Raw genomic sequence first — 16367 nt, 5'->3', positions numbered from 1 at the left:
AATGAAAAAAGAAGAAATGCAAATGCGTAATACACGTCGTCAAAAATCAGGAAAAAATAATAAAAAGAAAGTAATTATTACTTCTTTGGTTGGACTAGCTCTGGTTGCTGGGGGCAGCTATGTTTATTTTCAAAGTCACTTTTTACCAACCACAAAAGTAAATGGAGTTTCTGTAGGCTGGTTAAATGTAAATGCTGCAGAAGAAAAATTAGCGCAAGTTAATCAAACCGAAGAAGTTGTGGTTCAAACGGGGACAAAAGAAGAAAAAATTCAACTTCCTAAAAAATACCAATTGGATCAAAAATTTTTAAAAGACCATTTACACAGTAGCAAGGTGAAGCTACCGTTAAACGAGGCATTCAAAAAAGAACTAGAAGCTAAATTAGCGACTTTAAGTTTTCCAGAGGGGAAACCAAGCAAAAATGCGAGTATCCGTCGAGGCAATGGCACTTTTGAAATTGTTCCCGAAGAACAAGGCACAGTAGTGGACACACAGCGCTTAAACCAGCAAATTATTGCGGATGTTGAAGCGGGAAAAGGCAACTATCAATACAATGCCAAAGATTTTTATAAAGCCCCTGAAATTACAAAAGAGGATCAAACGTTAAAGGCAACATTGACAACGCTCAATAACAAGTTAAATAAAACAATTACAGTTGATATTAATGGTGAAAAAGTAGCCTTTGATAAAACACAAATTCAAAACGTGCTGAATGATGATGGCACAATCAACAAAGAAAAACTAACTACTTGGGTGACACAATTAGAAACAACATATGGTTCTGCTAATCAACCAGTTTTATTTACAGATGTTCACGGCACGACACGTCGTTTTAAAAACAACGGAAGTTATGGCTGGTCGATTGATGGGGCCAAAACGCAAGAACTACTAGTAAACGCGCTGAATAGCCAAGAACCAACGAATGCAATCACTGCTCCGTTGATTGGCGATACCAAAGAAAATAGTAAAATTGCCAATAATTACATTGAAATTGATTTAAAAGATCAAAAAATGTATTGTTTCATTGATGGCAAAAAAATAGTCACCACAGATGTCATTACTGGCAGATATAACAAAGGAACCGCAACAGTACCAGGATTCCATACAATTTTATATCGGACAACCGATGTGAATTTAGAAGGTCAAATGCTCGATGGTTCTCGATACAGTGTGCCAGTAAAATATTGGATGCCGTTATTAAGTCAAGGGGGCGTTGTCACACAAATTGGGATTCATGACTCCGACCATAAATTGGATAAGTATGGCGATAAAGAAGCCTTTAAAACCGATGCTGGTAGTAATGGCTGTATCAATACGCCAGGAACGGAAGTTTCGAAAATCTTTGATGTATCCTATGACGGAATGCCGGTAATTATTTATGGACATATCTATGATGATGCACCAGGTGAATTTGATAAACCTGTAGATTACGGCGAAGAAGTATAAAAAGAGATATTAGGCAAGACCGTACTTTGGTCCAGCTGTGTATCTGAAAAGTAAAAATTGGAGACGTCAACCGTAACGACTGACGTCTCCAATTTTTTATTGACAAGCGTCATAACCCGCTCTATGATACAAACAGAACAAGCAATTTAAATTGGGGGAACGAAGATGCCATTTGTACATGTAGAATTAATTGAAGGCCGCACAGAAGAACAGTTAACTAATATGGTCAAAGATATTACAGAAGCTGTGTCAAAAAACGCTGGTGCACCAAAAGAGAATATCCATGTGATTGTCAATGAATTGAAAAAAGACCGCTATGCACAAGGCGGCGAATGGAAAAAATAAGTTTTCAGAGAATTTCTGTTGAATCACTTGCTTTTTCTGAAAATAAGTGGTTAAATAAGTGCATAAATGATTGATGAGAAAGACAACTGAACTTGCCCGCGATCTATTAGAGAGGAAAATCTTGGCTGAAAATTTTCCAGATTGGCACAAGGGATGACCACTTTCGAAACCTTTGTTGAAACAAAGGCGGTCGCACCGTTAACACGCTAGAGGAACACAGATTATTTGTGTTCAAAATTAGGTGGAACCACGATATTTTCGTCCTAGTATTCGTTAGAATACTAGGACTTTTTGTTTTTTAACAAGGGGAACAGGTGGCTGTTTCGTTTCATTGTGAAAAACAGGAACACAATGAAACGCTTCAAATCAAAAAAATTAAAAGGAGAGAATTTTATTATGTCTATTCACATTACTTTTCCAGATGGCGCTGTTAAACCGTTTGATTCTGGAATTACAACATTTGATGTTGCTAAAAGTATTAGCAACAGTTTAGCCAAAAAAGCTTTAGCTGGTAAATTCAATGGTGTTTTAATCGATTTAGATCGTCCTATTGTAGAAGATGGTTCGCTTGAAATCGTGACACCTGATCATGAAGATGCTTTAGGAATTTTACGTCACTCGGCAGCTCATTTAATGGCTAATGCCTTACGCCGTCTTTTCCCTAACATTAAATTTGGCGTAGGTCCTGCGATTGATTCTGGGTTCTACTATGATACAGATAATGGGGAATCCCCTGTGACAGCGGAAGATTTACCTGCAATTGAAGCCGAAATGATGAAAATTGTGAAGGAAAATAACCCAATCGTTCGTAAAGAAATCTCACGTGCAGAAGCGTTAGAATTATTTGCTGATGATCCTTACAAAGTTGAATTAATTACAGATTTGCCAGAAGATGAAATCATCACTGTCTATGATCAAGGCGATTTTGTTGATTTATGTCGTGGTGTTCACGTCCCTTCAACAGGACGGATTCAAGTCTTTAAATTACTTTCAGTAGCTGGTGCTTATTGGCGCGGAAACTCTGACAATCATATGATGCAACGGATTTACGGCACTGCCTTTTTCGATAAAAAAGATTTAAAAGAGTTTATCAAAATGCGCGAGGAAGCCAAAGAACGTGACCACCGTAAATTAGGAAAAGAATTAGATTTATTTATGGTTTCACAAGAAGTTGGTTCAGGGTTACCTTTCTGGTTACCAAAAGGCGCAACCATTCGTCGTACAATTGAACGTTATATTGTGGACAAAGAAATTAGCTTAGGTTACCAACATGTGTATACACCAATTATGGCAGATGTGGAATTATACAAAACATCTGGTCACTGGGATCATTACCATGAAGATATGTTCCCACCAATGGATATGGGCGATGGCGAAATGCTAGTATTACGTCCAATGAACTGTCCACACCATATGATGGTTTATAAAAATGACATTCATAGTTACCGCGAATTGCCAATTCGAATCGCTGAATTAGGGATGATGCACCGCTATGAAAAATCTGGCGCATTATCAGGGTTACAACGTGTTCGTGAAATGACTTTAAACGATGGCCATACTTTTGTTCGTCCTGACCAAATTAAAGACGAATTTAAACGTACTTTGGAGTTAATGGTGGCAGTCTATGCTGACTTTAACATTACGGATTATCGTTTCCGCTTAAGCTATCGTGATCCAAATAATACAGACAAATATTTTGATGATGATGCGATGTGGGAAAAAGCGCAAGCGATGTTAAAAGCTGCCATGGATGAATTAGAATTAGATTACTTTGAAGCAGAAGGCGAAGCTGCCTTTTACGGTCCGAAGTTAGATGTTCAAGTAAAAACAGCTTTAGGAATGGAAGAAACATTATCAACCATCCAATTAGACTTCTTATTACCAGAACGTTTTGACTTAACTTATGTTGGCGAAGATGGTGAAAATACACATCGCCCAGTTGTTATCCACCGTGGTATTGTCTCAACAATGGAACGATTTGTGGCTTACTTAACAGAAGTTTACAAAGGCGCTTTCCCTACTTGGTTAGCACCAATTCAAGCAACTATTATCCCAGTTTCTGTAGAAGCGCATTCTGAGTATGCTTATGAAATCAAAGAACGTTTACAAGCACAAGGCTTACGTGTTGAAGTCGATGATCGTAACGAAAAAATGGGCTACAAAATTCGGGCCTCTCAAACACAAAAAGTACCTTATCAATTAGTGGTCGGGGACAAAGAAATGGAAGATGCAACGGTGAACGTCCGTCGTTATGGAAGCAAAGAAACGTCTGTCGAAGATTTATCAATTTTCATTGACAGCATGGCTGCTGAAGTTCGCAATTACAGCCGTTAAAAAAAGAGAAAAAGTCAAAAGGACTTCTGAATTCAGAAGTCCTTTTGACTTTTTTCAACAACAAAATAATTAAATATTTCCTTAGAGCTGGGAATAATCCTGATTTTTTGACTATTTTTTGTTACAATGAGAATGCGAAACTTTTTAGTGAAGGGACTAGAGGTATGAAGAAAAACTCATTTATAGATAAAATAAAAAAAACAGATGCCGCAGCAAAGAGTCAACGAGGTAGAAAGCCACATATTCCTTTTCGATTGAACTTATTATTTTTTGTGATATTCACTTTATTTGTTTCATTAATTGTCCGTTTAGGGTATTTACAGATTGTAGAAGGAGAAGAGTTTAACAAAAAAATCACTGCCAATTCTTCACTACAAATCACGACACCATCCCCTCGAGGACAAATTTATGATTCACAAGGAAAAGTCTTGGTTTCTAACAAAGCTAATTTAGCAATCACATACACACGAGGAAAAAATATTGAAGGAAAAGATATTTTACCGATTGCGAATAAAGTTAACGAACTTATTAACGTTCCAGTTGATCCAAACTTAACGGATCGTGACAAAAAAGATTATTGGTTAGCGAATCCTGAAAATTTAAAAGCAGCCCAAGCCCGTTTAACCGATCAAGATAAAGAAGATGAAAAAGGCAACAAAATTACGGACGAAGGCACATTATATGCCAAAGCAGTTGAAAAAGTCACCCCTGAAGAAATTGCGTTTGATGACCGAACCTTACAAGCAGTAACGATTTTTAAACGAATGAATGCAGCGTCACAAATGAACACGGTCTTCATCAAGAATGAAGGGGTAACAGAAGGTGAAATTGCGACAATTGGTGAACACACAGCGGAAATATCTGGTGTTTCAACAGGGACTGATTGGACGCGTGATTATTCTCAAAGTGGCGCATTACGTAGCCTGTTGGGCACCGTTTCAACTGAAAAACAAGGATTGCCAGCCGAAGAAGTCGATGAATATTTGAAAAAAGGCTATGCACGAAATGACCGTGTCGGGACTAGCTATTTAGAAAAACAATATGAAGACGTACTACAAGGTAAAAAAGCAAAATCAGAAGTCGTTTTAGACAATAACGGAAAGATTGTTTCACAAACCCCAATTTCCAAAGGGGAAAAAGGCTCCAACTTAAAATTAACGATTGATTCAAATTTCCAAAACAAAGTTGATGAAATTTTACAACGAAACTATTCACAAATAGTCAAAACCATTGGACCATACTCAGAAAATGCATATGTCGTTGCTATGAACCCTCAAACAGGTGCTATTTTAGCGATGTCCGGATTTCATCATGATTTAGCAACTGGAGAAGTCACACCTAATCCTTTAGCACCTATTTTGAATTCTGAAGTTCCTGGATCAGTTGTGAAAGCAGGTACTTTAACAGCTGGTTATGAAACAGGCGTCATTAAAGGCAATGACGTTTTAACAGATGAAGCTATTTTACTAGCAGGTAGTAATCCAAAAGCTTCTTGGTGGAATGCTTCTGGCGGAACAACCATGCAATTAACTGCGGAGCAAGCGTTAGAATATTCTTCGAATGCTTATATGATGAAATTAGTCTTTAAAATGATGGGTGTGAATTATTATCCCAATATGATTTTCCCTTATGAAGTAGGAGATGACACTGTCTTTAAAGAATTAAGAAAAGCTTTTGCAGAATATGGTATGGGAACGAAAACTGGAATTGATATACCAGGAGAAACAACAGGAATTCAAAACAAGGACTTTAAGGATTCGTCTTCTGCGCCACAAGGTGGTAATCTTCTTGACCTATCTTTTGGGCAATATGATACCTATAGCGCGTTACAATTAGCACAGTACGTTTCCACTGTCGCAAATAATGGTATCCGCGTGCAACCCCATGTGGTAGAAGGAATCTATGGCAATGATGAAAATGGAGCTTTAGGAAAAATTTTAAAAGAAATTGAACCAAAAGTTTTGAATAAGGTGAATATTTCTGAAGACCAGATAGGAATTCTTCAACAAGGTTTCTATAATGTAGTAAATGGAACTAGTCCTTTTACAACTGCACGTGGTTTAAAATCAGACAAGTTTTCGATTGCTGCTAAAACAGGGACCGCCGAAACGCAAGCAACAGATGCTAATGGAGTAAACCATACAACGGTTAATAGTAACTTGGTGGCTTATGCGCCGTACGAAAATCCTGAAATTGCAATTAGCGTTGTTTTACCACACTTAAATGATGAATCTTCCAAACCAAATCAAACGATTGCCAAAGAAGTTTTAGAAGCGTATATGGAAATGTACAAAAAATAAAATTTGTAAAGTAGAACTACTTTACAAATTTGCCCAAAAGGGTAGTCAAATGACAAAAAAAATGGTATGATATTCAAGTCTAAGAAATCTCTTGGAAAGATCAATTATTAGTAGGAGGGGAAAACATGCGCGTAAACATCACTTTAGAGTGTACTTCTTGTAAAGAACGTAACTACTTAACAAATAAAAATAAACGTAACAATCCTGATCGTTTAGAAAAACAAAAATATTGCCCACGTGAAAGAAAAGTTACTTTACACCGTGAAACTAAATAATTTAGTTAGATAGAACCTAGAATCCTTATCCAACAAGGATTCTAGGCTATTTTTTTGTTGTTAGTAATTTACTGATTTAGTTATTGATGTAGTTTTGCTATTTTAAAAATTTACATAGCTACTGAAAGCATCTGTTGCTTCTTTAGTAACTTCATCAGAAACATGAGTGTAAGTATCCATAGTTATTTGTAAAGAAGAATGTCCTAAACGTTCTTGGATTATTTTAGACCTAACATTATCTGATTCGAATAATAATGTTGCGTGGGTATGCCGAAAACCATGACAACCAATAGAATGTAAGTTAGCTTTTTCTGCCAATCTTTTGGAACGTTGGTAAATGTCTTGACTTCGGAACATGGTACCATCAATTTTTGTGAAAATAAGTTGTGTTTTAAACCCACCTTTTTTCATTAAAGCCTCACACTGTCTAAGTTTCCATTTTTTTAAGATATAAGCAGTCTTGTTATCAAAAGAAATCTTACGAATAGAATTGGGAGTTTTAGGATCGTTTATAGTCAATCCATTTGTACTGATAGCAGTAGTTTTATTTATATTAACTACCTGCTTTTTAATATCAATATCATTCCAATTCAATGCTAAAGCTTCACCAACACGTATACCAGTAAAAGAAAGTAAGCGAAAAATAGCACAGTCTAAGTCAGCATAGTATTTTAGAACTAAACTTTCTTCTTTGGCTTGATTGGCAATGCTATCAGCTGTATTTAAGAAATGTTCCAGTTCGTCTTTTGTATAGAACTTTCTTTTTGTATTCTTTTCTACTTTCTTTAGCGAACTAGGCTTAGTTATTTTCTTAAATGGGTTTGAGTCTATTATTTCTAAACCAACAGCATAGTCACAAACACGAGAAGCGTAACTCAAAAGTACTTTTCCCATTTCATTCTTTTTATACCATTCATTAACAGATTTTTGCACGATCTTTACTGTTAAACGCTCAAGTCTCATTTTCCCGAATGTGGGTAAAATGTGTTTTTTCATACGTCGCTCAGTAGCTATGAATGTGGATTCCCTAACTGTTTTTTTGTATTCGTCCAACCACATATAATAAACTTCTTCAAAAGTGGTTAAACGAGTATGCTCGTTAGCTAGATTTCCATTATCAAAATCTAATTTTTTTTGATTAAGCTTGAGCTGTGCTTCTTTTTTTGTATTACAGTTTCTGATAGTGACATTAATTTGTTTACCAGTTAAATAATCTACGCCTAAATAGGCAGTTACTTTCCAGTATTTTTGTCCTTTTTTTGTGTATTGTTTAAAAGTTGCCATTTTTTATCCTTTCCACTTGGGCAAGCGAACAGAGGGAATGACAAATTTCTAGCACCTCCTTATTTGATTTTAAAGCCCCTATCGTGAATCGAACACGATAGAACTCGCCAGAGAAGGGTAATTTATTTTTTATCGAAAGTAATAATCCAAGACCCCATAAGGTTCTCAACTTTTTTTATTTCTGCAATAACTGTATCACCTGTTTTTACATTTGGATTTTCAGAAGAAATAAAATTTAAGTGTTCTCCAGTTTGAATCGTATATCCTAATGATCCATCAGGTACATATTTATCAACTGTGAATTGAACAGTTTTTCCTGTTAAATCCTCTCCCTTATTTAGCGCTGTTTCGGCTTCATTAGTTGTATAATCAGGCTTTACTTCTTTAGTTCCACAAGCAGCAAAAGTAACAATTAATAGCAACATTGAAATAAAATATTTAATCTTTTTCATAAAAAATCTCCTCTATTTAACTCGTAATGATTGTCCGGGCATATATCCACTGATACCTGGATTTAGTTCTTGTAATTTTTCAAGTGTTATTCCGTTTCTTTCAGCTACTTGACGGCCGCCTTCGCCATCTCTAACTTGGTCATAAACTTCCGTGACTGGCTCGGGAGATTGTTGACTAATTTCGGGAGTAGAAGGTTGTATAATATTTTCTGACTCTTGCACTTCCTGTTGGACAGTATTTTGTTGACCTTGATTGTTTCTTTCTATTAATTGTTCCATCGTAATATTGCCAAGATAACTATAGACCTGTCCGCCAGCAGCCAAAGTACCATCTGCATTTTTCACTAATGTTCCTGGAGTGTTATTCAAAACATATGACATTGTTTGATTACCATTTGCATCAACAGAAAAATTTAAATTTTGGAGCGGAACATTTGATTGAGTAGTGCTAGAGAAAGTTCCGTCAGCATTTATAAAAAATAAATTATCACTTTGAGGGATACCCCAACCTCCGACAAAATCATTTAGGCTTGCTTGAACTGTTCGTTCTTCAATAGTGGATGAACCTACAACACTGGATGCTGTTGACGTAGAACTTTGACTTTTTTCTTTTGTGTCACTTGATGATTCTTTAACGCTTGATGAGATGTTTGTAGATGAACTATTAACATTTGTTTCTTTTTTTGTGTTATTCGAACAAGCAGATAGCAATAATAATGATAAACCTAGAAAAACAATTTTTTTCATTTTTAAAACCTTCCTCACTTCTGATATAATGTTTTTATGAGTAAATCTCGAAACGAGGTTTTGAGTCCGTGTTGTCGCACGGGCTTTTTTTATGCAAAGTTTATTCTTTGCAACTTATTAAACAGTAGAGTCTTTACCCAATCTTCGTAGCGCGCATCTATTTTGGCATCTTCTATAAATTTCATGTAGTTGATTCTTTCTGGAGCAATACCCGTACTGTTTAAATATTCATCTAATAATTTTTCTACCATAAAACAATCCGCTTCATATTCCATTTTAGAACGAAGAGCATATGCTGTTTTGTACAGGGGATAATTCTCTTGGTGCTCACAAGCATGACCGAGCTCGTGCAGTAAAGCTTTTTTTTGTTCAAATTCTGAAAGCTTTACATTTACCACTATTAAATTAAAGCGTGTCATGTAATAAGCATTATTTTCAATTTCATCGTAAATCACAGTAGTTCCTAAAATCTTGACTATTTCTTCAATCTGTTTATCCAAGCAACGCACCTTCTCAAAAATTCTTTTTTTATTCGTATTTACCTTCCAAATACGCCTCTGCTATTCTTTTTAAGACTTCTCTGTCATTATCAGTTACTTCTTTGCCGCCGTGACTCATAACAGAGTTTATTGCTTCTTCAATAGTCATTTCTCGTTGCTCTTTAGTTAAACCGCCATGTGGTAGATCAGTACGGCCTAATAGGTAATCCGTCGATACGTCAAAATAATCAGCTACTTTAGAAAGTGGCTCTGAGTTGGGTTTAGATTTACTCCATTTAGAAATCATTCCATTTGATAGATTTAGAACTCTTTCCAATTCCGCGATGCTCATTTTTCTTGCAGCAGCAAGCTTTTTAACACGTTCGTATGTGCTCATCAAAATACCTCCGAATTTTTTCTATTAAAGTTATTGACATTAGAAATAATTCTATGATATTATACACATGTACTCAGGAAGTACAAGAAACTCTCACATTTCTGGATGGTATAACATAGAATAAAAAGACTAAGGACAATATTGTTTTTAGATTATTTTCTATGCACTTATAATAGAATATTTTCTATTATAAGTCAATACCCCAGAAACAAAAAATATTATTCATTTCTAGGAGGTGTGAAAATTGCTTTATGAACGCATCAAATGTATTTCTGAAGAAAAAGCTTTATCTATCTACAAAATCGAACGTGATTTAGAGTTTTCTAATGGAACTATTTCTAAATGGAACAAGTCGATGCCATCTGCAAAAAATTTAAAAAAAGTTGCAGATTACTTAGGTGTTGGCATGGAAGAACTTTTAAAAACAAAAGGAGATTAGAAGGGGGTATAAAAATGGAAGTGATTTTAACTCCAGAAAATGAAGCTTCTCTAAGGGATTTTGTACATGGAATTATTGTTGATGAAATAGAAAAAGCACGAAGAGATACCTCAATTGATAAGCGAGTTTTAAATCAAACAGAGATTGCAAAATATTTCGATGTATCCACTACAACAATAAGGGAATGGGAGAAGCTAGGTCTTCCGCATGGATCAGTAAGTAAACAAGGGAAGTTCTACGACAAAGAAGAGTGTCGCAGATGGCTTCTATCACAAAAAAGATAAATCTTGGGCAAGCGAAATTTAGGGAGGAAATAATATGAATACGGATGAAAGAACAGTTATTGCATTGGAAAGCATTGCAAACAGCCTTAGTACTTTGGCAGAAGATACTAAGGCGAAAAGTAGATATAAAGAATCTTTGTTTGTTCAAGCATTCATCTTTATTCTCGGTATAGCTGTTGGATGTATGTTAATCCAGCTAGGAAAAGACTTGTGGAAATGGTTAATAGTTTAAAAAAGTTATCTGAATCGTTTCTAAAATAAGATGTTGTATTGAAAGAGATATACGCAAAAATAAATGACAAAAGTAGAGTATTGTTTGTTCTTTTCCAGTAACTTTTGTAAAGGTCAAGCCAGCTACTAGTTAATTGTATTTGATGATTTTTATTTTTTTCATTGTATGCAAAAATTTCAAAATACTTTCGTTCGTAATTGTTCTTGGCTTTATTAGTTAAATAAGAAATATACAGCTTACTTTTCTTTTGGATAACCCAAAATAAAAATAACGCTATCGACACCCAAAAAGAATATTTTTCTAAAAAGGGGATAGATTTTTCTACAACATTATACATTACCTCACCACCTTATCAGTTATTTCAGCAGAGCACTTGCTGATAAGAAAATTATACCAGAAAGGAAGTAAACCAAATGACAAATTTAGTAATAATGAAAGACCAACAAGCAGTAACAAGTAGTTTACAAGTTGCCGAAACATTTAATAAAAACCATCGTGATGTTTTAGCAGCAATTGATGATTTAAAAGAGGGGGTTGCGGAAAATTACGCAGACCTATTTTACGAAGATAACTATATTCATCCGCAAAACAAACAGTCTTATCGCCAAGTAATTATGAACCGTGACGGATTCACACTACTAGCAATGGGATTCACAGGTAAAAAAGCTTTGCAATTCAAACTGAAATATATTGAAGCTTTTAATCAAATGGAAAAAGAAATTCAACAGCCTAAACTTCCAACCTCTCAAAGAGAATTGGCGATGCTTGCTTTATCAGCAAATGAAGAAACAAATGAGCGTGTAGATGTAATTGAAAAAGAAGTAGCCGACTTAAAAGACAATCAAAAAATCGGTGCAGATGATTATGGCTACTTATCACGTCGAGTTCATCAACGAGTAGCAGAAGTTGCAAGAGGATTTGGGAAAATCACAAAAGAACAGCGTGGCAAGTTATACAAAGATATTAATTCAGGTATTAAGCAAATCACAGGCGTGGGTACTCGATCACAATTAAGAGAAAAACATTATCCAATCGTAATTGAATATATCAATGACTGGGAGCCTTCCACAGCAACAAAAACAGTTGTAAGACAAATGAGTTTTGACTTAAACGACATAGCATAGGGAGAATATTATGGCTTATACAACTGAACAAGAAAGTTGGATACTCAACCAAATCAAAAAAGAGCGTAAACAGCTACAAGACGATAGAGCAGCGCTTAGACAATCAGAACAACTGACCGAAGGAAAAGCATATCAAATTGAAAAAGAACTCGAATTTTTAAGATACTTAGAGATTCAAAATAGAATGCATATTTAAGGAGAAATGAAATGAGAAAAATTTATAACTTAAGAAGAATTGCAGTGTTGCTAATCGTTTTCGGATTGGGGTTGATAGTAGGCGGAAATTTTAATCCGATTATCCAAAATATATATATCGGCTTATTCATCATTTGGACACTGTATTATGATCTGGCGCTTGAAGATAGAGAGGCTAAGAAATGATTAGAAAAGGAACGTTAAAACAATCAAAAAAGTAAATACTCCAAACTATTTATAAGAGAGGAGTATTTCAAGTTTATTAAAGGTAGGTACTTCTGTATGAAAAAATTTATTGGAACATTTTTAATATCAATGTTGCTAATAATGGCATTTATTATAGGGAATTCGCTAATGTCATGGATAAATATTATAAAGAAAAGTCCTACAAATTTCTTATATGACTACGGAGGTTTATTAATTCCGGTTGCATCTATTTTATTAATTGCTGTAGCGATATTAACGATTCTTAAAGATATGGTGGAGTAATTCCGTTTTTATTTAAAAAAGTTTCGTATTTTGGATACTCCATGAGGCGCCCTTGTTGATCTCTATACCATTCAACATTTCTAAAATCTGTAAAAAATATTATAGGTACACCATGAACACCGTCCATAGCATTTGGCAAAGTTGGAAGACTTAACTCGATTTTTCCTGGTGGTAGAGTTTCTAAATATTTATAGCTGTTAAATTCTGAAGCGAGAGATACTTTTTTAGATAATGAATCATTGTCTATTTTGCTAGGAATCGAAATAACAAACACTTTATATACTGGTGATTGATTCGAATTATTAGCTATCACATTTGGAATTTTTTCGAGTGAGACAGGGCTGTTTTTATCAGCTTGTTTATTGTTCCAAACGGAAACATTTTTTGATTGTTCTAACTTTATATTTTGCTCATTTTCATAATTAACTTTTTTTATTTGATTGTTGTTTTGCATCACATTCCAAATAGCAAATAAAGCTCCGATAGTAGTTACACATTTTACAAAAACATCAAAATATTTTTTCAAATTATTCATCACCTTTCAAGTTAAAGTATACCAAAGAAAGTAGGTAGAATTAAATGACAAGAAAAGAAAAACTAGAGCAAACGAAAAAACTTGCTGATTTATGGTATCAGCAACAAAAAAATAAAATATACATTGCGCAACAAAAAGAGCGCAGAGGTGTTGCATGACGACAAAAAAGCGACTTAAGCCGGCAAGCAATAAGTCGCATACAAAAATTATACAAGAAAAATTATATCACAGAAATGAGGTCTTGTGAATGAATCGTAGTGAAGCAGATGCGCTAGATCAATTTTTAACAGAGCCGTCAGAAGAATTACAGAAAATCGAACCAGAATGGGAATATGACGAGGAGGAAGATAGCCGTGGCAACACTTTATGAACTTAGCAACGATTATTTAAAAGTTTTGTCATTAGCTGAAGAGCTTGATGATGGAACATTAAAAGATACGTTAGATAGTATTAGCGATTCAATCGATCTAAAAGTAGAAAACACAGCAAAAGTAGTTAAAGAACTTGAAAGCAACATATCTATTGTTGAAAAAGAAATCAAACGGCTACAGTCACGAAAAACAACGCTTTCTAATAATGTAAAGAACCTAAAAGGATATCTGCAAGATGAAATGGAAAAGGTAGGCAAAACGAAAATCAAGGGCGAATTATTCAATGTAGGAATTCAAAACAATCCAGTTTCCGTGAATATTATAGACGAAAAATTAATTCCTATTGGCTTTTTAATTCCTCAACCTCCCAAAGTTGATAAAACAGCTTTGAAAGAAGAACTGAAACATGGGGAAATCAAAGGTGCAGAATTAGTTCAAACTAAGAGTTTGAGAATTAGATAGGAGGTTTCAATATGGAAATAAAAAAGGCTAAACGCGAAAAAATAAAAGTTCCTATCATGATAACTGGCGCAAGTGGTAGTGGAAAAACAGTAAGTGCGTTGTTTATTGCTAAAGGAATTATTGAAAAAATGCATTCAGACTTATCAGAACAAGAACAATGGGAAAAAATAGGTGTCATTGACACTGAGCACAAACGATCGTTGTTATATGCTGATTCAACTATTGGGAATGTCGACATAGGGGAATTTTTGCATATTGATTTTGAAGCACCATTTACTGTACAGCGATATATACAGGCTTTTAATTTATTCAAACAAGCTGGGGTTGAGGTGGTGATAGTCGATTCTCTAACACATGCTTGGAGTGGTGAAGGTGGCATTTTAGAACAAGTAGAAAACCATCAGAGAGGCAACTCTAAAAATCAAATGTTGGCTTGGAATAAAGTAAAACCATTAGAGAAAGAATTTCTTAAGTTAGTAACAGGAAATTCAATGTATGTGATTGGAACGTCTAGAAGTAAGCAAGCCTACGACATGGAAAAAAATGAACAAGGTAAAACACAAGTAGTAAAACTAGGGTTGAAACCTGATCAAAAAGATAGTTTGGAATATGAATTTGCTATCGCTTTACGTATTGATCAGGACCACATAGCGGAAGCTACCAAAGATAACTCAAATATGTTTAATATGCCTTTTAAAATAACAAAAGAAGTAGGCGGAAAAATATATGAGTGGAGTAGCGAAGGAATAGATTTAGAAAAATTAAAAGATGAATTAATTAGTAGTATTACAGAACTTGCTACACAATCTGAAAATCATGAAAATATGTTTAAAGAGTTGCACAGCAAGATTAACAACGTACCTTTAAAAAACGTAAAAACTAAAGTTCTTGAGCGTATGAAAGAAATGTTAGAAAAGATTGAAGTTCCTAGTGTAGAACAACAAAGTGAAAACGAACTCGATGAAGAACAAACAGAATTATTTGACGAGGCAAATCCTCCTATTGCAAATGATTTTGAAAAGAAGTGATTGAATGATTGGAAAAATCATAAACCACAAAGGGAATAAATTGGCCATCGAATTTGAGGATGAAATAAATTCAAATTTTCTCGAACTTCTGGCTAATAACGATGATAATTTAGCGAAAGTTGAATTCTTAGATAATCGACAGATGTCTCAAAAACAGAATGCACTTTCTCACGTTCTAATAGCCGATGTGGCACGTTGGAGCTATGACGAACCTAAATGGATTGAAAGTGTCTTGAAATACTACTACGAAGCTAAGAGTGGTGTTTATTTTGAACATAGTAGAGCTACCAAGAATGAAGCGACTGAGTGGATCGGTTTCTTAATTGAGTTCATTTTGAAAAACGATATACCACTTGAAAAAAGATACCAATACTTGCTTGAAAATAACAAATGGTTTTATTACTGCCTGAAATATCGTAAGTGCTGTATTTGCGGTAAGCATGCTGACGTTTGTCACATTGAGGTTGTTGGTATGGGGCGTAATCGTAAAAAAATCAATCATGAGACATTCACATTTTATGCTGGTTGCCGTCAGCACCATCAAGAGGAGCACCAAATAGGCACTAAGAACTTCTTGAATAAGTATCAAATTAAACCAGTGAAATTAAACATCGAAGAACGTAAGAAACTGAACATAGGAGGATGATTTAAATGCCAAACTGGGCAGAGGGAACACTTAAAATTAGAGGAAAAAAAGAGAATGTAATCAGATTTTTGAAAGAGGGGATAATTGCTTCACCTAATTTTAAAATGACTGAAGATGGACCAGTCACAGTCCCACAAAAGGTTGAAATTTCTGAAGATGATTATTCAACCACATTGTACAGTGAGAACGAATTCTACATCAATAATACCAGACGTGCTTTCATAGATAGAAAAGAGATAGAAGTATGGCACGAAGAATGTGATGAAGCGTTAGCAGAGATATTAGATTTTAAACAGGCTTGGGGTGTTATCGAAGAAGATTTTGAAGGTATTTCAAAAAAATATAATATCGATATTAAAATTTTTGTTTTTGAACAGGGGATGGAGTTCACACAAGAAGTTGAAATTATAGAAGGGGAAACAACTAAAAATATTGTGAAAAAATACGATGACTATTTTTGGGAAGTGCCGTTTTCAACTATAGGAGGTTAGATAATTGGCTG

General features: G+C 34.7%; 23 protein-coding genes. 17 read left to right on the top strand and 6 right to left on the bottom strand.

All coding sequences use genetic code 11. From position 1 onward, the window contains the following. Position 1: 1 nt before the first annotated feature. From IGL13_RS11065 to rpmG, 5 genes are all read left to right on the top strand, one after another. The gene (locus tag IGL13_RS11065) at positions 2-1447 is read left to right on the top strand and encodes a L,D-transpeptidase family protein (protein WP_016627256.1); all 1446 of its coding nucleotides are present in this window, start codon (positions 2-4) and stop codon (positions 1445-1447) included. A gap of 165 nt (positions 1448-1612) precedes the next feature. Then, complete coding sequence (locus IGL13_RS11060; protein ID WP_002356318.1) at positions 1613-1792, top strand: 2-hydroxymuconate tautomerase; 180 nt, start codon at positions 1613-1615, stop codon at positions 1790-1792. 396 nt (positions 1793-2188) lie between these two features. Continuing rightward, the gene (gene thrS / locus IGL13_RS11055; RefSeq protein ID WP_002378659.1) at positions 2189-4126 is read left to right on the top strand and encodes a threonine--tRNA ligase; all 1938 of its coding nucleotides are present in this window, start codon (positions 2189-2191) and stop codon (positions 4124-4126) included. Between the two features lie 164 nt (positions 4127-4290). Next, complete coding sequence (locus IGL13_RS11050) at positions 4291-6426, top strand: peptidoglycan D,D-transpeptidase FtsI family protein (protein ID WP_002359399.1); 2136 nt, start codon at positions 4291-4293, stop codon at positions 6424-6426. 125 nt (positions 6427-6551) lie between these two features. After that, positions 6552-6701, top strand: a complete 150-nt coding sequence (gene rpmG / locus IGL13_RS11045; RefSeq protein ID WP_002356321.1) for a 50S ribosomal protein L33 — start codon at positions 6552-6554, stop codon at positions 6699-6701. 102 nt (positions 6702-6803) lie between these two features. Here the strand turns inward: rpmG and IGL13_RS11040 are convergent, their stop codons facing one another. The 5 genes from IGL13_RS11040 to IGL13_RS11020 form a co-directional block, all read right to left on the bottom strand. Beyond that, positions 6804-7985: a tyrosine-type recombinase/integrase gene (locus IGL13_RS11040; protein ID WP_104859423.1), complete on the bottom strand. Its 1182-nt coding sequence runs from the start codon at positions 7983-7985 to the stop codon at positions 6804-6806. Positions 7986-8107: 122 nt separating this feature from the next. Continuing rightward, positions 8108-8437 (bottom strand): hypothetical protein, encoded by a 330-nt coding sequence (locus IGL13_RS11035; RefSeq protein WP_010708948.1) that lies wholly within the window; start codon positions 8435-8437, stop codon positions 8108-8110. Between the two features lie 12 nt (positions 8438-8449). Next, positions 8450-9184, bottom strand: coding sequence for a DUF4950 domain-containing protein (locus IGL13_RS11030; RefSeq protein ID WP_263122118.1), 735 nt, complete (start codon positions 9182-9184; stop codon positions 8450-8452). A gap of 89 nt (positions 9185-9273) precedes the next feature. Beyond that, positions 9274-9693: an ImmA/IrrE family metallo-endopeptidase gene (locus tag IGL13_RS11025; protein ID WP_370617577.1), complete on the bottom strand. Its 420-nt coding sequence runs from the start codon at positions 9691-9693 to the stop codon at positions 9274-9276. Between the two features lie 19 nt (positions 9694-9712). Next, positions 9713-10060, bottom strand: coding sequence for a helix-turn-helix domain-containing protein (locus IGL13_RS11020; protein ID WP_002401993.1), 348 nt, complete (start codon positions 10058-10060; stop codon positions 9713-9715). Positions 10061-10304: 244 nt separating this feature from the next. On the opposite strand from IGL13_RS11020, the gene IGL13_RS11015 reads away from it, so the two are divergent. From IGL13_RS11015 to IGL13_RS10985, 7 genes are all read left to right on the top strand, one after another. Next, entirely contained in the window at positions 10305-10499 is a 195-nt protein-coding gene (locus tag IGL13_RS11015) for a helix-turn-helix domain-containing protein (protein ID WP_010708946.1), read from the top strand. Positions 10500-10513: 14 nt separating this feature from the next. Further along, a complete protein-coding gene (locus IGL13_RS11010) occupies positions 10514-10783 on the top strand; it encodes a hypothetical protein (RefSeq protein ID WP_002414623.1) in 270 nt (89 codons plus the stop codon). A 34-nt stretch (positions 10784-10817) separates the two neighbouring features. Further along, a complete protein-coding gene (locus IGL13_RS11005; protein ID WP_263122119.1) occupies positions 10818-11015 on the top strand; it encodes a hypothetical protein in 198 nt (65 codons plus the stop codon). Between the two features lie 413 nt (positions 11016-11428). Beyond that, positions 11429-12139, top strand: coding sequence for a Rha family transcriptional regulator (locus IGL13_RS11000; RefSeq protein ID WP_141410392.1), 711 nt, complete (start codon positions 11429-11431; stop codon positions 12137-12139). 10 nt (positions 12140-12149) lie between these two features. After that, positions 12150-12335 (top strand): hypothetical protein, encoded by a 186-nt coding sequence (locus IGL13_RS10995; RefSeq protein WP_002364665.1) that lies wholly within the window; start codon positions 12150-12152, stop codon positions 12333-12335. Between the two features lie 11 nt (positions 12336-12346). Beyond that, positions 12347-12520 (top strand): hypothetical protein, encoded by a 174-nt coding sequence (locus IGL13_RS10990; RefSeq protein ID WP_265612164.1) that lies wholly within the window; start codon positions 12347-12349, stop codon positions 12518-12520. 96 nt (positions 12521-12616) lie between these two features. Next, positions 12617-12823, top strand: coding sequence for a hypothetical protein (locus tag IGL13_RS10985; RefSeq protein WP_430604606.1), 207 nt, complete (start codon positions 12617-12619; stop codon positions 12821-12823). On the opposite strand, the gene IGL13_RS10980 is transcribed toward IGL13_RS10985, so the two are convergent. After that, complete coding sequence (locus IGL13_RS10980; RefSeq protein WP_430604605.1) at positions 12804-13358, bottom strand: hypothetical protein; 555 nt, start codon at positions 13356-13358, stop codon at positions 12804-12806. The genes IGL13_RS10985 and IGL13_RS10980 overlap by 20 nt on opposite strands. A 247-nt stretch (positions 13359-13605) precedes the next feature. Between IGL13_RS10980 and IGL13_RS10975 the strand changes: the two genes are divergently transcribed. Genes IGL13_RS10975 through IGL13_RS10955 form a run of 5 tightly spaced genes read left to right on the top strand, consistent with a single transcriptional unit; the run spans position 13606 to position 16356 of the window. After that, positions 13606-13728 (top strand): hypothetical protein, encoded by a 123-nt coding sequence (locus tag IGL13_RS10975; protein WP_002414628.1) that lies wholly within the window; start codon positions 13606-13608, stop codon positions 13726-13728. Further along, complete coding sequence (locus tag IGL13_RS10970; protein ID WP_002381628.1) at positions 13712-14191, top strand: siphovirus Gp157 family protein; 480 nt, start codon at positions 13712-13714, stop codon at positions 14189-14191. Before IGL13_RS10975 ends, IGL13_RS10970 begins: the two co-directional genes overlap by 17 nt. Before the next feature lie 11 nt (positions 14192-14202). Then, positions 14203-15219, top strand: coding sequence for an AAA family ATPase (locus tag IGL13_RS10965; RefSeq protein ID WP_104842323.1), 1017 nt, complete (start codon positions 14203-14205; stop codon positions 15217-15219). Positions 15220-15223: 4 nt separating this feature from the next. Next, positions 15224-15865 carry a putative HNHc nuclease gene (locus IGL13_RS10960; RefSeq protein ID WP_002401957.1) on the top strand — a complete coding sequence of 214 codons (642 nt, stop codon included), beginning with the start codon at positions 15224-15226 and terminating at the stop codon, positions 15863-15865. A gap of 5 nt (positions 15866-15870) precedes the next feature. Further along, positions 15871-16356: a hypothetical protein gene (locus IGL13_RS10955; protein ID WP_430601640.1), complete on the top strand. Its 486-nt coding sequence runs from the start codon at positions 15871-15873 to the stop codon at positions 16354-16356. The last annotated feature ends 11 nt before the right edge of the window (positions 16357-16367 follow it).

Source organism: Enterococcus sp. DIV1937 (assembly GCF_050535975.1).
GTDB lineage: Bacteria > Bacillota > Bacilli > Lactobacillales > Enterococcaceae > Enterococcus > Enterococcus faecalis.
Note: the sequence above shows the minus strand (reverse complement) of the source record. Positions and strands in the feature narration are given on the sequence as shown.

Excerpts from the sequence above, each read along its gene's own strand:
- IGL13_RS11065 (WP_016627256.1), top strand. The coding sequence starts at position 2 with ATGAAAAAAGAAGAAATGCAAATGCGTAATACACGTCGTCAAAAATCA.
- IGL13_RS11060 (WP_002356318.1), top strand. The coding sequence starts at position 1,613 with ATGCCATTTGTACATGTAGAATTAATTGAAGGCCGCACAGAAGAACAG.
- thrS (WP_002378659.1), top strand. The coding sequence starts at position 2,189 with ATGTCTATTCACATTACTTTTCCAGATGGCGCTGTTAAACCGTTTGAT.
- IGL13_RS11050 (WP_002359399.1), top strand. The coding sequence starts at position 4,291 with ATGAAGAAAAACTCATTTATAGATAAAATAAAAAAAACAGATGCCGCA.
- rpmG (WP_002356321.1), top strand. The coding sequence starts at position 6,552 with ATGCGCGTAAACATCACTTTAGAGTGTACTTCTTGTAAAGAACGTAAC.
- IGL13_RS11040 (WP_104859423.1), bottom strand. The coding sequence starts at position 7,985 with ATGGCAACTTTTAAACAATACACAAAAAAAGGACAAAAATACTGGAAA.
- IGL13_RS11035 (WP_010708948.1), bottom strand. The coding sequence starts at position 8,437 with ATGAAAAAGATTAAATATTTTATTTCAATGTTGCTATTAATTGTTACT.
- IGL13_RS11030 (WP_263122118.1), bottom strand. The coding sequence starts at position 9,184 with ATGAAAAAAATTGTTTTTCTAGGTTTATCATTATTATTGCTATCTGCT.
- IGL13_RS11020 (WP_002401993.1), bottom strand. The coding sequence starts at position 10,060 with ATGAGCACATACGAACGTGTTAAAAAGCTTGCTGCTGCAAGAAAAATG.
- IGL13_RS11010 (WP_002414623.1), top strand. The coding sequence starts at position 10,514 with ATGGAAGTGATTTTAACTCCAGAAAATGAAGCTTCTCTAAGGGATTTT.
- IGL13_RS11005 (WP_263122119.1), top strand. The coding sequence starts at position 10,818 with ATGAATACGGATGAAAGAACAGTTATTGCATTGGAAAGCATTGCAAAC.
- IGL13_RS11000 (WP_141410392.1), top strand. The coding sequence starts at position 11,429 with ATGACAAATTTAGTAATAATGAAAGACCAACAAGCAGTAACAAGTAGT.
- IGL13_RS10995 (WP_002364665.1), top strand. The coding sequence starts at position 12,150 with ATGGCTTATACAACTGAACAAGAAAGTTGGATACTCAACCAAATCAAA.
- IGL13_RS10990 (WP_265612164.1), top strand. The coding sequence starts at position 12,347 with ATGAGAAAAATTTATAACTTAAGAAGAATTGCAGTGTTGCTAATCGTT.
- IGL13_RS10985 (WP_430604606.1), top strand. The coding sequence starts at position 12,617 with ATGAAAAAATTTATTGGAACATTTTTAATATCAATGTTGCTAATAATG.
- IGL13_RS10980 (WP_430604605.1), bottom strand. The coding sequence starts at position 13,358 with ATGAATAATTTGAAAAAATATTTTGATGTTTTTGTAAAATGTGTAACT.
- IGL13_RS10975 (WP_002414628.1), top strand. The coding sequence starts at position 13,606 with ATGAATCGTAGTGAAGCAGATGCGCTAGATCAATTTTTAACAGAGCCG.
- IGL13_RS10965 (WP_104842323.1), top strand. The coding sequence starts at position 14,203 with ATGGAAATAAAAAAGGCTAAACGCGAAAAAATAAAAGTTCCTATCATG.
- IGL13_RS10960 (WP_002401957.1), top strand. The coding sequence starts at position 15,224 with ATGATTGGAAAAATCATAAACCACAAAGGGAATAAATTGGCCATCGAA.
- IGL13_RS10955 (WP_430601640.1), top strand. The coding sequence starts at position 15,871 with ATGCCAAACTGGGCAGAGGGAACACTTAAAATTAGAGGAAAAAAAGAG.